This is a genomic window from Phytopseudomonas straminea (assembly GCF_900112645.1).
Taxonomy (GTDB): Bacteria; Pseudomonadota; Gammaproteobacteria; order Pseudomonadales; family Pseudomonadaceae; genus Aquipseudomonas; species Aquipseudomonas straminea.
In genome coordinates this window covers 98,520-112,393 of the sequence record NZ_FOMO01000005.1, presented here as the reverse complement: position 1 = coordinate 112,393, position 13,874 = coordinate 98,520, and the positions used below count along the sequence as shown (strand labels likewise).

The 13,874-nt window shown below is 64.2% G+C and carries 11 protein-coding genes; 7 read left to right on the top strand and 4 right to left on the bottom strand.

Going from position 1 to position 13,874, the window contains the following annotated elements:
- Positions 1-4 precede the first annotated feature (4 nt).
- The 7 genes from gltA to BM279_RS13570 all read left to right on the top strand — a co-directional run bounded on the left by gltA (position 5) and on the right by BM279_RS13570 (position 4,832).
- Positions 5-1,276, top strand: a complete 1,272-nt coding sequence (gene gltA, locus BM279_RS13600; protein WP_093504470.1) for a citrate synthase — start codon at positions 5-7, stop codon at positions 1,274-1,276.
- 112 nt (positions 1,277-1,388) lie between these two features.
- On the top strand, positions 1,389-1,781 hold the full coding sequence (gene tusD, locus BM279_RS13595) for a sulfurtransferase complex subunit TusD (protein WP_093504468.1): 393 nt from the start codon (positions 1,389-1,391) through the stop codon (positions 1,779-1,781).
- A 1-nt stretch (position 1,782) separates the two neighbouring features.
- On the top strand, positions 1,783-2,136 hold the full coding sequence (tusC, locus tag BM279_RS13590; RefSeq protein ID WP_093504466.1) for a sulfurtransferase complex subunit TusC: 354 nt from the start codon (positions 1,783-1,785) through the stop codon (positions 2,134-2,136).
- Positions 2,136-2,432 carry a sulfurtransferase complex subunit TusB gene (tusB, locus tag BM279_RS13585; RefSeq protein WP_093504464.1) on the top strand — a complete coding sequence of 99 codons (297 nt, stop codon included), beginning with the start codon at positions 2,136-2,138 and terminating at the stop codon, positions 2,430-2,432. Before tusC ends, tusB begins: the two co-directional genes overlap by 1 nt.
- Positions 2,429-2,764 carry a TusE/DsrC/DsvC family sulfur relay protein gene (locus BM279_RS13580; protein ID WP_093504462.1) on the top strand — a complete coding sequence of 112 codons (336 nt, stop codon included), beginning with the start codon at positions 2,429-2,431 and terminating at the stop codon, positions 2,762-2,764. Before tusB ends, BM279_RS13580 begins: the two co-directional genes overlap by 4 nt.
- Entirely contained in the window at positions 2,761-3,756 is a 996-nt protein-coding gene (locus BM279_RS13575) for a glycosyl transferase family protein (RefSeq protein ID WP_093504460.1), read from the top strand. Before BM279_RS13580 ends, BM279_RS13575 begins: the two co-directional genes overlap by 4 nt.
- A gap of 74 nt (positions 3,757-3,830) precedes the next feature.
- The gene (locus BM279_RS13570; RefSeq protein ID WP_093504458.1) at positions 3,831-4,832 is read left to right on the top strand and encodes a glutathione S-transferase family protein; all 1,002 of its coding nucleotides are present in this window, start codon (positions 3,831-3,833) and stop codon (positions 4,830-4,832) included.
- Positions 4,833-4,931: 99 nt separating this feature from the next.
- Here BM279_RS13570 and BM279_RS13565 read toward each other — a convergent pair whose 3' ends face one another.
- The 4 genes from BM279_RS13565 to BM279_RS13550 are packed head-to-tail and all read right to left on the bottom strand — an operon-like array spanning position 4,932 to position 13,802.
- Positions 4,932-6,401 (bottom strand): efflux transporter outer membrane subunit, encoded by a 1,470-nt coding sequence (locus BM279_RS13565; protein WP_093504456.1) that lies wholly within the window; start codon positions 6,399-6,401, stop codon positions 4,932-4,934.
- Complete coding sequence (locus tag BM279_RS13560; protein ID WP_093504454.1) at positions 6,398-9,499, bottom strand: efflux RND transporter permease subunit; 3,102 nt, start codon at positions 9,497-9,499, stop codon at positions 6,398-6,400. Before BM279_RS13560 ends, BM279_RS13565 begins: the two co-directional genes overlap by 4 nt.
- Positions 9,496-12,591 carry an MdtB/MuxB family multidrug efflux RND transporter permease subunit gene (locus BM279_RS13555; protein ID WP_093504452.1) on the bottom strand — a complete coding sequence of 1,032 codons (3,096 nt, stop codon included), beginning with the start codon at positions 12,589-12,591 and terminating at the stop codon, positions 9,496-9,498. The genes BM279_RS13560 and BM279_RS13555 overlap by 4 nt, the downstream gene beginning before the upstream one ends.
- Positions 12,588-13,802: an MdtA/MuxA family multidrug efflux RND transporter periplasmic adaptor subunit gene (locus BM279_RS13550; RefSeq protein ID WP_093504450.1), complete on the bottom strand. Its 1,215-nt coding sequence runs from the start codon at positions 13,800-13,802 to the stop codon at positions 12,588-12,590. Before BM279_RS13550 ends, BM279_RS13555 begins: the two co-directional genes overlap by 4 nt.
- Positions 13,803-13,874 lie beyond the last annotated feature (72 nt).

The following is a 13,874-nucleotide window of genomic DNA, read 5'->3' as shown; positions in this document are numbered from 1 at the left end:
ACACATGGCTGACAAAAAAGCGCAGTTGATCATCGAGGGCGCAGCCCCCGTAGAGCTGCCCGTTTTATCCGGCACCGTTGGCCCAGATGTGATCGACGTGCGGAGCCTGACTGCCACGGGCAACTTCACCTTCGACCCCGGTTTCATGTCGACCGCTTCGTGCGAGTCGAAGATCACCTATATTGACGGTGACAAGGGCGTACTGCTGCATCGCGGCTACCCCATCGAACAGCTGGCTGAAAAAGCCGACTACCTGGATACCTGCTACCTGCTGCTCAACGGCGAACTGCCGAACGAAGACCAGAAGGCCCAGTTCGTCAGCACCATCAAGAACCACACCATGGTTCACGAGCAACTGAAGACCTTCTTCAACGGTTTCCGTCGTGACGCCCACCCGATGGCCGTCATGTGTGGCGTGGTTGGCGCCCTCTCCGCCTTCTATCACGACTCCCTGGACATCAAGAATCCGCAGCACCGCGACATTTCCGCGATGCGCCTGGTCGCCAAGATGCCGACCATCGCTGCCATGGTGTACAAGTACTCCAAGGGCGAGCCGATGATGTACCCGCGTAACGACCTGAACTACGCGGAAAACTTCCTGCACATGATGTTCAACACCCCGTGCGAGACCAAGCCGATCAGCCCTGTGCTGGCCAAGGCCATGGACCGCATTTTCATCCTGCACGCCGACCACGAGCAGAATGCTTCCACTTCCACCGTGCGCCTGGCGGGCTCCTCGGGTGCCAACCCGTTCGCCTGTATTGCTGCCGGTATCGCCGCGCTCTGGGGCCCGGCCCACGGTGGTGCGAACGAAGCCGTACTTGCCATGCTGGACGAAATCGGCGACGTGTCGAACATCGACAAGTTCATCGCCAAGGCCAAGGACAAGGACGATCCGTTCAAGCTCATGGGCTTCGGTCACCGCGTCTACAAGAACTTCGACCCGCGCGCCCAGGTCATGAAGCAGACCTGCGACGAGGTTCTGGCCGAGCTGGGCATCAACGACCCGCAGCTGGAACTGGCCATGAAGCTCGACGAGATCGCCCGTAACGATCCGTACTTCAAGGAGCGCAACCTGTACCCGAACGTCGACTTCTACTCGGGGATCATCCTCAAGGCGATCGGCATTCCAACCAGCATGTTCACCGTGATCTTCGCCCTGGCGCGTACCGTCGGCTGGATCTCGCACTGGAAGGAAATGCTCTCCGGTCCGTACAAGATCGGCCGCCCGCGCCAGCTGTACACCGGCCCGACCCAGCGCGACATCAAGCGCTAATCCGCTCGCGCTGCGTTACCGAAAGCCCATATCCACGGATATGGGCTTTTTCATTTCTGTCCCCCTCGCTCAGGCTTTATCATGGCGCCCTGTTTCCAGCACCGGGCCGTTCATGAAATTCGCCATTGCCCTGTTTTCGCCGCCGTCGGCGCCCTCCTCCCGCCGCGCCCTGCGCTTCGCAGAAGCCGCGTTGCAGAGCGGACATGAGATCTCGCGCCTGTTCTTCTACGCCGACGGCGTGTACAGCGCTTCCGGCAACATCGTCAACCCTCAGGATGAGACCGACATTGCGCGCCAGTGGCGCGAACTCGTCGTCAGCAATGGGCTCGACGGCGTGGTATGCATAGCTGCTGCACTGCGCCGTGGCGTGCTGGATGAGCAGGAGGCGCGTCGCTACGAACGCGAAGCCGCCAACCTGCCCGCGCCCTGGGTACTTTCCGGTTTGGGCCAGCTGCACGAAGCGGCGCAAGAGGCTGACCGGCTGATCTGTTTCGGAGGTGACTGAGATGAGTCAATCCCTGCTGATCATCAGCCGCCAGGCGCCCTGGAACGGCACCGGCGCCCGCGAAGCCCTGGATATCGCCCTGGCCGGTGGCGCCTTCGACCTGCCCATCGGCCTGCTGTTTCTCGATGACGGCGTGCTGCAACTGGCTGTCGGGCAAGCGCCCCAAACCGTGCAGCAGAAAGATCTGACCGCCAATCTGCAGGCCCTGCCGATGTTCGGCGTCGAAGCGCTGTATGCCTGTGCCCATAGCCTGGCGCAGCGCGGCCTGAGCGACACCTCGCTGGCCGTCGAGCGTCTGGACACCGACGGCCTGCGCGCCCTTATCGACCGCTACGACCAGGTGATCACCCTGTGATGAAGACGCTGCACGTACTTTCCAGTTCTCCGTTTAGCGATGACCGCCTGAGCAGTTGCCTGCGCCTGCTGGGCAATGGCGATGGCCTGCTGCTGTGCGGCGACGCTACCTACGCCGTACGACCGGGCACCTATCACGCCGAAGCGCTGGCAGCGCTGCAGGGCGCCGCGCTGTACGCCCTGGCCGAAGACATCCAGGCCCGCGGGCTCAAGCCTGCGGTAGACATCCAGCAGGTCGACTATCCGGGCTTTGTCGCCCTCGCCTGCCAGTTCAGCAAGGTGAACACCTGGTTATGAGCGCCCTGATCGTCAACGACCGCAGCATCGAACTGGACAAGGACGGCTACCTGCTCGAACTGCAGGACTGGTCCGCCGAGGTGGCCGCCGCGCTGGCGGCCCGTGAACAGCTGGACTTGAGCGCTGAACACTGGGAAATCCTCGAGTTGTTGCGCGCTTTCTACGCCGAGTTTCAGCTATCGCCGGCCAATCGCCCGCTGATCAAGTACGTCGCCCTCAAGCTGGGCCCGGAAAAAGGCAACAGCCTGCATCTCAACCGCCTATTCAACGGCGCACCCGCCAAGCTCGCCGCCAAGCTGGCGGGCCTGCCCAAGCCGACCAATTGCCTATGAACCTCGTCACACCCGAAGAACACCCGTTCGCCGCCTTCGTGCGCGTCCTCGGCAAGGGCAAGCGCGGCGCGCGCAACCTGACCCGCGAAGAAGCCCGGGAGGCCATGGGCATGATCCTCGACGGCAAGGTCGAGGACGCCCAGCTCGGCGCTTTTCTGATGCTCCTGCGCCACAAAGAGGAAAGCGCCGAGGAAATGGCCGGCTTTACCGAGGCGGTACGTGCCCGCCTGGCTGCGCCCGCCATCCAAGTCGATTTCGACTGGCCGACCTACGCCGGCAAGAAGCGCCATCTGCCTTGGTTCCTGCTCGCCGGCAAAGCACTAGCGAACAGCGGCCTGCGCATCTTCATGCATGGCGGCGGCGCGCACACCGCCGGGCGGCTGTACTGCGAGCAGCTGCTAGGCGAACTGGAAATCCCGCTGTGCAGCAATTGGGACGAGGTTTCGCGAAGCCTGGATACCAGCAACTTGGCTTTCATGTCGCTGGGCGACTGGATGCCGGCCCTGCAGCGCATGATCGACCTGCGCAACGTACTGGGCCTGCGCTCACCAATCCATTCCCTGGCACGCATTCTCAATCCGCTGGCGGCGCGTTGCGGCCTGCAGAGCATCTTCCATCCGGGCTATCAGGCCGTACACCGCGAAGCCAGCCAGTTGCTCGGCGATCACGCCATCGTGGTCAAGGGTGACGGCGGTGAGATCGAGCTGAACCCGGATGCCGTCTGCCATCTGTATGGCACCGAGAACGGCAAGAACTGGGACGAAGACTGGCCGATGCTCTCCGAGCGCCGCCACGTCAAACCCGAGCGTCTCGATCCGGCTCATCTGCAAGCCGTGTGGCGCGGCGAAGTCGAAGATGCCTATGGCCAGTTGGCGATCATCGCCACCATGGCGCTGGCCCTGCGCGGGCTTGGCTTGCAGCGCGAAGCCGCGTTTGCGGAGGCGGAAAAACGCTGGCAAGCACGCCACCTATCGAGTCAGCCGATTCGTTGAACCCGGTTTTTAAGGCTTGTGTCGATAGCTGACTGAGTAGACTCCAGGCATCGACTGAAACGGGGGAAAACGAAATGGGCTTGCTGATCGAAGGCCAATGGCACGACCAGTGGTATGACACGGGCGCGGGCGGGCGCTTCAAGCGCGAAAACGCCCAACGCCGCAACTGGATCACCGCCGACGGTTCGGCCGGGCCGTCCGGAGAGAGTGGCTTCGCCGCCGAAGCCGGTCGCTATCATCTCTATGTTTCGCTAGCCTGCCCTTGGGCGCACCGTACGCTGATTCTGCGCAGCCTCAAGGGCCTCGAGCCACTAATCGACGTGTCGGTGGTCAGCTGGCTGATGCGCGAGAACGGTTGGACCTTCGACCGCGAACACGGCTCCAGTGGCGACGCCCTGGACGACTTTGCCTTCCTGCACCAGCGCTACACCCAAGATGACCCGGACTACACCGGACGCGTCACCGTGCCGTTGCTGTGGGACAAACAACAGCAACGTATTGTCAGCAACGAATCGGCGGAAATTATCCGCATGTTCAACTCGGCGTTCGACGGCGTTACCGGCAACCGCCTGGACTTCTACCCCGAGCATCTGCGCAATGAAATCGACGCGCTCAATGAGCGCATCTACCCGGCAGTCAACAACGGCGTATACCGAGCCGGCTTTGCCACCACCCAGGAGGCCTACGAGGAAGCCTTCGATGAAGTGTTCGATGAACTGACGGTGTTGGAAACCCGCCTGGGGCAATCGCGCTACCTGGCTGGCGAGTACCTGACCGAAGCCGACTGGCGGCTGTTCACCACCCTGGTGCGTTTCGACGCCGTGTACCACGGCCACTTCAAGTGCAACCTACGGCGCATCGCCGATTACCCGAACCTCAGCAATTGGCTGCGCGAGCTCTACCAGTGGCCCGGGGTGGCGGCGACCGTGGACATGTGGCACATCCAGCACCACTACTACGCCAGCCACCAGACCATCAACCCGACCGGCATCGTGCCCAAGGGCCCGGCACTGGACTTCGACGCGCCCCACGACCGCGAGCGCCTGCCGGGCAAAGGCGTCTATCGCCACACTTGATCAAAGACGTAGCTCGGGTCGAGCGCAGCGACACCCGGGCTCTTCCCCACGATTGAGCAATGACCCCGGGTTACGCCTGCGGCTAACCCAGACTACGTTTCACTCTGACTTCTCAACTTCCTCGAGCTGCTGCACATCCCAGCCGCCGCCAAGCGCGGAGATCAGTTGCACGCTGGCAGTCAGGCGGCTGCCGAGCAGGGTCAGTGCGTTACGCTCGTTGCTCAACGCAGTGGCCTGCACGTTGACCACGCTGTTGTAGTCCACGGTGCCGGCACGGTATTGGTTTTCGATCAGGCGCAGCGATTCGCGCGCCGACTCCAGCGCCTGGCCCTGCACCTCGGCTTCGCGGCCCAGAACCCGCTGCTGCACCAGGTAGTCCTCGACCTCGCGGAAGCTGTCGAGCACCGCCTGGCGGTACTGGGCGACGGTCTGGTCGTAAGCCGCTTCGACCCGTTCGCTCTCGGCGCTGCGCCGGCCGCCGTCGAACAGGGTCAGGGCCAGTTGCGGGCCCACCGACCAGAAACGGTTAGGCAGGTTGATCCAGTCGGCGAAGCTGCTGCCGCGGTAGCCGCCCGTGGCAGAAATGGTCAGGTCGGGAAACCAGGCAGCCTTTGCCACGCCGATTTCGGCGTTGGCGGCGATCACCCGGCGCTCGGCAGCGGCTACGTCCGGGCGACGCTCCAGCAGCTCGGATGGCACGCTGGCCGGCACCTCTGGCAGTGTCGGCAGACTATCGCGGCGGGCGATGCTGACCTCGCTCGGCGGCACGCCGATCAGCACGGCAATGGCATGTTCGAGTTGCGCGCGCTGCCACTGCAGGTCGATGGCCTGGGCTTCGGTGCTGCGCAGCTGGGTCATGGCCTGGGCGACATCCGAGCGCGGCACGATGCCGGCCCGATACTGGTTTTCGGTCAGCCGTAGCGAGCGCTGGTAAGCCGCGACCGTAGCGTCGAGCAGGCGCTGCTGCTCGTCAAGTACACGCAATTGCAGATAGCTCTGCACCAGTTCGGACTGCAGGCTCAAACGTACGGCGGCGAGGTCGGCCGCACTGGCTTCGAAGGCAGCGCGGTTGGATTCCAGGCCGCGGCGCAGCTTGCCCCACACATCCAGCTCCCAGCTGGCGTTGAGGCTCAGATCGTAGTTCTTGCTGATGCTCGACGAGCTGCCGCCGCCAATGGCGATGCCGTCCGAAGTCCGCAGCGTGCTGTCACCGCCGCCCTGCCCGGCCCGGGTCACCCCAGCGCTGGTCGACAGAGTCGGGAAGAACGCTGCACGGCCGCTGCGCAGCAAGGCGCGGGCCTGACGGTACTGGGCTTCGGAGGCGGCCAGATTCTGATTGGAAACGTTGAGGCGACCGACCAGCGCATTCAGCTCGCCATCGCCATACAGCTCCCACCAGGCGCCCCGTGCCAGGGCGTCGGCCGGCACGGCGGTCTTCCAGCCTTCGGCCTGCTTGAAGGCGACAGGCGTGTCGATATCCGGGCGCTGGTAGTCCGGGCCGACGGCGCAACCGGCCAGGGCGATGCTGAGCGCCAGCAGACAGAGGGTTCGACGAGGGGCAAAGGTCATAGAGGCGTTTCCAGAGCGGCATCGGTACGCACGCCGCGCCAGCGGTTGACCCGGTGGCGCAGGCGGTCGAGATAGAGGTAAACCACAGGCGTGGTGTAAAGCGTGAGAATCTGGCTGAGAATCAGCCCGCCGACAATGGTGATGCCCAGCGGTTGGCGCATCTCGGAGCCTTCGGCGCTGCCGAGCATCAGCGGCAAGGCGCCGAGCAGCGCTGCCAGGGTGGTCATCATGATCGGCCGGAAGCGCAGCAGACAGGCGCGACGGATCGATTCGGCCGGGCTCAGATGCTCGTGACGCTCGAGCTGCAGCGCCAGGTCGATCATCAGAATAGCGTTCTTCTTCACCACGCCGATCAGCAGGAACAACCCCAGCAGCGAGATCAGGCTGAACTCGGTATTCAGCAGCTTCAGCGCGAGCAGCGCACCGACACCCGCCGAGGGTAGCGTGGAGAGAATGGTCAGCGGGTGCACGTAGCTCTCGTAAAGCACGCCGAGCACAATGTACACCACCACCAGCGACATCAGGATCATCCACGGCTGATTCTTCTGGGTCTGCTGGAATGCGCCGCCGGTGCCGCCCAGGGTGCCCTGCACATCAGTCGGCAACGCGATACGCGCCACGGCGAGGTTGATGGCGCGGGTCGCCTGGTCGAGGCTGACGCCTTCAGCCAGGGAGAAGCCGATATTCTCTACGGCGAACTGACCCTGGTGGCTGATGCGGTCATCTTCCAGACTGTTTTCCCAGTGGGCAATGGCAGACAGCGGCACCCGCGCACCGTCCGCGGTGATCAGCTGAATCTGTGCCAGGGACTCGGGGCTCTGGGCATAGCGCGGGTTGATCTCCATCACCACGCTGTACTGATTGAGGGCGTCATAGATGGTGGAGATCTGCCGCTGGCTGAAGGCGTTGTTGAGCACGCCGGTGACCAGACTCATGTCCACGCCCAGACGCTTGGCCTCGTCGCGGTCGACCACCAGGCGAATCTGTGGTGCGCCGCCGTCCTCGGTGGCGTCGATATCGGTCAGCTCGGGCAACGCGCGCAACGCCTCGCGCACCTTAGGCAGCCACTCGCGCAGCGCGTCCAGGTCGTCGGACATCAGCATGTATTCGTTTTCCGAACTGCGCCCCTGGCGGCCGCCGACCTGAAGGTCCTGGTCAGGCATCAGGAACATCCGGCCACCGGGAATCTTCGGCACTTCCTTGCGCAGGCGGTCGATCACCTGCTGCGCCGAGATGTCGCGCTCCTTGATGGGCTTCAGGCGCACGATGATGATCGCGTTGTTGATGCCGCTATTACCGCCGATAAAGCCCGCCACGCTTTCTACCGCCGGGTCGGCAAGGATCGCCCGGCGGTAGGCTTCCATCTTCGGCTGCATGACCTGGAACGACAGGCCGTTGTCGCCGCGGATAAAGCCCATCAGCTGACCGGTGTCCTGCTGGGGCATGAAGGTCTTGGGCACGATGACGAACAGGAACACGTTCAGAGCGATGGTCGCGAACAGGCTGATCAGCATCAGCAGCGAATGGCGCAGCGCCCAGTCCAGGCTACGTTCGTAGCCGCGCACGATGCGCGCGCCGATACGCTCCAACCGCCCGGGTTCACGGGCTTCATGTTTAGGCTCCGGCTTGAGCCAGCGAGCGCAAAGCATTGGCGTGAGGGTCAGCGACACCAGCAGGGAAATGACGATGGCCACCGCCAGGGTGATGGAGAACTCGCGGAACAAGCGCTCCACCAGCCCGCCCATAAACAATATGGAAAGGAACACCGCCACCAGCGAGACGTTCATCGACAAGAGCGTGAAACCCACCTCGCGGGCGCCCTTGAAGGCCGCCGCCATTGGCGTTTCCCCCGCCTCGATATGCCGGCTGATGTTCTCCAGCACCACGATGGCGTCGTCCACCACCAGGCCGGTGGCGATGATAAGCGCCATCAGCGACAGGTTGTTCAGCGAGAAGCCCAAGAGATACATGGCGGCGAACGAGCCAACTAACGACACCGGCACCGCCAGGGCGGGAATCAGCGCCGCGCGCCAGCGGCGCAGAAAGGCAAAGACCACCAGAATCACCAGCACCACGGCGATCAGCAGGGTGTGCTCGGCCTCCTTGAGCGTGGCGCGGATCACCGGCGAGCGGTCCATGGCCACTTCCAGATCGGCACTGGCCGGGATCACGCTGCGCAGCTCGGGCAGCAAGGCGCGGATGCCGGCGACGGTCTCGATGATGTTCGCCCCGCTCTGCCGGTTCACCACCACCAGCACGGCCTGCTTGTCGTTGTAGAAACCGCTGTTGTAGCGATCCTGCACGCCGTCGGTGACCTGGGCGACATCGCCCAGGCGAATCGCCGCACCATCCTGGTAGCGGATGATCATCGGCACGTAGTCGGCGGCGCGCTCCAGCTGGTCGCTGGCCTGCACCTGCCAGTGGCGTCCGGCATCCTCAACCGCGCCCTTGGGGCGCTTGGCGTTGGCGGCAGCGATGGTCGAACGCACGTCGTCCAGCGCCAGGCCGTACTGATCGAGCAGACGCGGCTCCAGCGCCACGCGCACGGCCGGCAGCGAACTGCCGCCGATCTGCACTTCACCGACACCGGTGACCTGGGACAGCTTCTGGCCGACGATGGTCGAAGCCACGTCGTACAGCTGGCCCTTGTCGAGCACGCTGGAGGTCAGCGACAGCACCATGATCGGCGCCTGGGACGGGTTGATCTTGCGGTACGTGGGCATGCTGCGCATGCCGCTGGGCAGCAGCTCGCGCGAGGCGTTGATGGCTGCTTGCACCTCGCGGGCCGCAGCGTTGATGTCACGGTCAAGATCGAACTCGATCATGATCCGCGTGTTGCCCTGGCTACTGTTACTGTTCATCTGGCTGACGCCGGCGATGGCGCCCAGCGAACGCTCCAGCGGCGTGGCCACGGTGGCGGCCATCACCTGGGGGCTGGCACCGGGCAGGCTGGCCTGCACGGTGATTACCGGAAAGTCCATGTTCGGCAGCGGCGCCACCGGCAACAGGCCGAAGCTGACGCCGCCGAGCAGCATGATCGCCAAGCTCAGCAGCAACGTGGCCACCGGGCGGCGGATGAAGGGTGCCGAAAGATTCATGCGCTTGGCACACCCGCCGCACTGCGGCCGCTGAAACGCCGGGCCAGGCGGTCGAAGTACAGGTAGATCACCGGCGTGGTGAACAGGGTGAGGATCTGGCTGAGCAGCAGGCCGCCGACCATCACCAGGCCCAAGGGCTGACGCAGCTCGGCGCCGGAGCCGGAAGCGAGCATCAGCGGGATGGCGCCGAACAACGCTGCCAGGGTGGTCATCAGGATCGGCCGGAAGCGCAGCAGCGCCGCCTGGTAGATCGCGTCATGGGGCGTCATACCCTGGTGGCGCTCGGCGTCCAGGGCGAAGTCGATCATCATGATGGCGTTCTTCTTGACGATGCCAATCAACAGGATGATGCCGATGATCGCGATCAGCCCCAGATCGTTACCGGTCAGCAGCAGCGCCAGCAAGGCGCCGACGCCGGCCGACGGCAGGGTCGAGAGGATGGTGATCGGGTGGATGTAGCTCTCGTAGAGCACACCGAGCACGATGTACATGGTCACCACCGCTGCCAGGATCAGCAGCAGCGTCGACGACAGCGAGGCGCGGAACGCCTCGGCGGCGCCCTGGAAATTGACCTGTACGCTGACCGGCATGTCGATTTCCTGCTGCACCCGCTCGATCACCGCCACTGCGTCGCCCAGAGCAACGCCGGGGCTGAGGTTGAACGACAGCGTCGCCGCCGGGAACTGGCCGATATGGTTGATCAACAGGCTCGCAGCGCGCTCCTCGACATGGGCCAGGGACGACAGCGGCACCTGCTCGCCATCAGCGGTGGCCACATGGATCTGGCGCAGCGCGGCCGGGCCGATGCTGCCGGCGTTGGCGCTCTCCAGCACCACGCGGTACTGGCTGGCCTGGGTGTAGATGGTGGAGATTTGCCGCTGACCGAAGGCGTCGTATAGCGCGTCGTCGATGTTCGCCACGCTCACGCCCAAGCGTCCGGCCATGTCGCGGTCGATGTTAAGGTACACCTGCAGGCCGCGGCTCTGCAGATCGCTGGTCACGTCGCTGAGCGACGGCTGCTGACGCAGTGCCTCGACCATCTTGGTCGACCAGGTTTCCAACAGCGCCGGATCCGGCGACTCCAGACTGAACTGGAACTGGGTACGGCTGACCCGATCCTCGATGGACAGATCCTGAACCGGCTGCAGGAACAGCTCGATACCCGGCAGCTTGGCGAGTTCCGGGCGCAGCCGCTCGATCACCTGACTGGCATTGACGTCACGCTCGGCGTGGGGCTTGAGGTTGATCAGCATGCGCCCGCTATTGAGCGTCGGGTTGTCGCCATCCACACCGATATAGGACGACAGACTGGCCACCGCTGGATCCTTGAGGATCACGTCGGCCAGGCGCTGCTGACGCTCGCTCATGGCGCTGAAGGAAATCGACTGCGGCGCCTCGGAAATACCCTGGATCACGCCGGTGTCCTGCACCGGAAAGAAGCCCTTGGGCACCGCCAGGTACAGCACCACGGTCAGTGCCATGGTGCCGATGGCCACCAGCAGGGTCAGCGGCTGGTGCCGCAGCACCCAGCGCAGGCCCACTGAATAGCGCTCGATCATGCGGTCGATAACGGCCCCAGCACCGCGGTAGAAGCGCCCCTGCTCCGCTTCCGGCTCGTGCCTGAGCAGGCGTGCGCACATCATCGGCGTCAGCGTCAGGGAAATTACCAGGGAAATCAGGATGGCCACCGCCAGGGTGATGGCGAACTCGCGGAACAGCCGCCCCACTACATCGGCCATGAACAGCAGCGGGATCAGCACGGCGATCAGCGACAGGGTCAGCGACACTAGGGTGAAGCCGATCTGTTTGGCGCCCTTGAGCGCGGCGTTGAGCGGCGTCTCGCCATCTTCCAGATGGCGGGCAATGTTCTCCAGCATGACGATGGCGTCGTCGACCACAAAACCGGTGGCGATGGTCAGCGCCATCAGCGTCAGGTTGTTGACCGTGAAACCAGCCAGGTACATGACGCCAAAGGTGCCGATCAGCGACAGCGGCACCACCACCGAAGGAATCAGCGTGGCCGATACCTTGCGCAGGAACAGGAAAGTGACCATCACCACCAGGGCGATGGCCAGCATCAGTTCGTGCTGCACGTCACGCACGGCGGCGCGGATGGTCTGGGTGCGGTCGGTGAGCACCGTCACCTCGACACTGGCCGGCAAACCCTGGGTCAGGTTGGGCAGCAGGGCCTGGATGCGATCGACCACATCGATGACGTTGGCACCCGGCTGGCGCTGCACGTTGACCAGCACCGCGCTGTTCTGGTTGGCCCAGGCGGCGAGGCGCTGATTCTCTGCGCCGTCGACGATATCCGCCACGTCGCGCAGGCGCAGCGCTGCACCGTTGGCGTAGGAGAGGATCAGGTCGCGGTATTCGTCGGCCGAACGCAGCTGGTCGTTGGCGTCGAGCTGGGACACCCGCGTCGGACCGTCGAAGTTGCCCTTGGGCTGATTGACGTTGCTTGCGTTGATCAGCGTGCGCACATCGGAAAGATTCAGACCATAGGCCGCCAGGGCCTCGGGATTGACACGGATGCGCACGGCCGGGCGCTGACCACCGGCCAGCGATACCAGGCCGACGCCGGTGGTTTGCGCCAGTTTCTGTGCAAGGCGCGTATCAACCAGGTCATTGACCTTGGGCAGCGGCATTTCCTTGGACGTCACCGCCAGGGTCAGCACTGGCGTGTCCGCCGGGTTGACCTTGCTGTACACCGGCGGCGCCGGCAGGTCGCCCGGCAGCAGGTTGGTGGCACCATTGATGGCCGCCTGCACCTCTTGCTCGGCGACATCCAGCTGCACTTCCAGGTTGAAGCGCAGGGTAATCACCGAGGCGCCACCGGAGCTGGTCGAAGACATCTGCTGCAAGCCGGCCATCTGCCCGAACTGGCGCTCCAGCGGCGCGGTTACGGCGCTGGTCATCACGTCGGGGCTAGCGCCGGGATACAGAGTCATCACCCGGATGGTCGGGTAGTCCACCTCGGGTAGCGCCGAAACGGGCAACAAACGGTAGGCGATCACACCGCTCAAGAAGATCGCCAGCATGATCAGCGTGGTAGCGACCGGTCGCAGGATGAACAGGCGTGAGACGTTCATGAAGCGCTGCGCACCCGCGGAGCGGCTTCCCCGGTGGCGGGTGGCTCGCTGGCGCCCTCGCCGATCACTTCGACCTTGTTGCCTTCACGCAGGCGGTCGGTACCTTCGACCACCACGCGCTCGCCCGCCGAGACGCCGTCCTCGATCACCGTGAACTCGCCATCGCTGGGGCCGACCTTGATCTTGCGCACCTGTACCTTATCCTCGCCATCGATCACGTAGGCGAAGGTGCCGCTGGCGCCGAACTGCACGGCGGCTATCGGCACCACCAGGGCGTCGTTGCGCACCGAGACCTGCAGGCGGGTGTTGATGAACTGGTTGGGGAACAGCATCTCGTCGGCGTTCTCGAAGCGTGCCTTGAGCTTGACCGTACCAGTGGCAGTGTCGATCTGGTTGTCCAGGCTCTCCAGCTCGCCTTCGGCCAACTGCTGCTTCTCGCTGCGATCCCAGGCCTGCACCACCAGTTTCTGCTCCGCGCGCACCTGCTTGAGCACGCTCGGCAGCTCGCCTTCGGGCAGGGTGAACATCACCGAAATCGGCCGCGTCTGGGTGATCGCCACGATGGGGTCGGTATCGCCGGACGCCACCAGGTTGCCCAGGTCGACCTGGCGGATGCCCAGGCGGCCGTCGATGGGCGCGCGCACCTTGGTGAAATCAAGGTTCAGCTTGGCGTTGGCCACGGCCGCCTGGTTGTTCTGCAGGGTGCCGCGGTACTGGTTGACCAGCGCTTCCTGGGTGTCCAGGGTCTGGCGGGCGATGGAGTCTTCCTTGAACAGCCCGCGGTACAGCGCCAGGTCCTTTTCGGCGGCGCGCAGCTGGGCCTGGTTCTCGGCCAGGGTGCCCTGGGCCTGCTGCAGGGCGATCTCGTAGGGGCGCGGATCGATCTGCACCAGAACGTCGCCGGCCTTGACCGGCTGGCCGTCCTTGAACAGCACCTTGGTCAACTGACCGTCGACGCGGGCACGTACATTGGCGGTGTTGTAGGCGGTCACCGTACCCAGGGCCTTGAGCACGATGGGAAAATCGCGGGACTCGACCTGGGCGATGCGCACCGGTACGTTGTCGAAGCCCCAGCCAGGCATACCCTTGGGTTCCTGTTTGCTCGGCCAGAACCACCAGATCAGCACGATGACCAACGCCAGCAACAACAGGCCGATAAGCCACTGACGTTTGGAGGATGGGGTTCTCGACGCTGCATTTACTTCAGACATGGGCCAATCGCTTCGGGTGAGGAGCGTGAACGATAAGCACTCCTCGACATGAAGCAAAGCCTCTTTACCGGC

Bases quoted from the DNA above. Each gene is read 5' to 3' on its own strand.
- BM279_RS13565 (WP_093504456.1), bottom strand. From the start codon at position 6,401: ATGACCTTTGCCCCTCGTCGAACCCTCTGTCTGCTGGCGCTCAGCATC.
- gltA (WP_093504470.1), top strand. From the start codon at position 5: ATGGCTGACAAAAAAGCGCAGTTGATCATCGAGGGCGCAGCCCCCGTA.
- tusB (WP_093504464.1), top strand. From the start codon at position 2,136: ATGAAGACGCTGCACGTACTTTCCAGTTCTCCGTTTAGCGATGACCGC.
- tusD (WP_093504468.1), top strand. From the start codon at position 1,389: ATGAAATTCGCCATTGCCCTGTTTTCGCCGCCGTCGGCGCCCTCCTCC.
- BM279_RS13560 (WP_093504454.1), bottom strand. From the start codon at position 9,499: ATGAATCTTTCGGCACCCTTCATCCGCCGCCCGGTGGCCACGTTGCTG.
- BM279_RS13575 (WP_093504460.1), top strand. From the start codon at position 2,761: ATGAACCTCGTCACACCCGAAGAACACCCGTTCGCCGCCTTCGTGCGC.
- BM279_RS13550 (WP_093504450.1), bottom strand. From the start codon at position 13,802: ATGTCTGAAGTAAATGCAGCGTCGAGAACCCCATCCTCCAAACGTCAG.
- BM279_RS13580 (WP_093504462.1), top strand. From the start codon at position 2,429: ATGAGCGCCCTGATCGTCAACGACCGCAGCATCGAACTGGACAAGGAC.
- BM279_RS13555 (WP_093504452.1), bottom strand. From the start codon at position 12,591: ATGAACGTCTCACGCCTGTTCATCCTGCGACCGGTCGCTACCACGCTG.
- BM279_RS13570 (WP_093504458.1), top strand. From the start codon at position 3,831: ATGGGCTTGCTGATCGAAGGCCAATGGCACGACCAGTGGTATGACACG.
- tusC (WP_093504466.1), top strand. From the start codon at position 1,783: ATGAGTCAATCCCTGCTGATCATCAGCCGCCAGGCGCCCTGGAACGGC.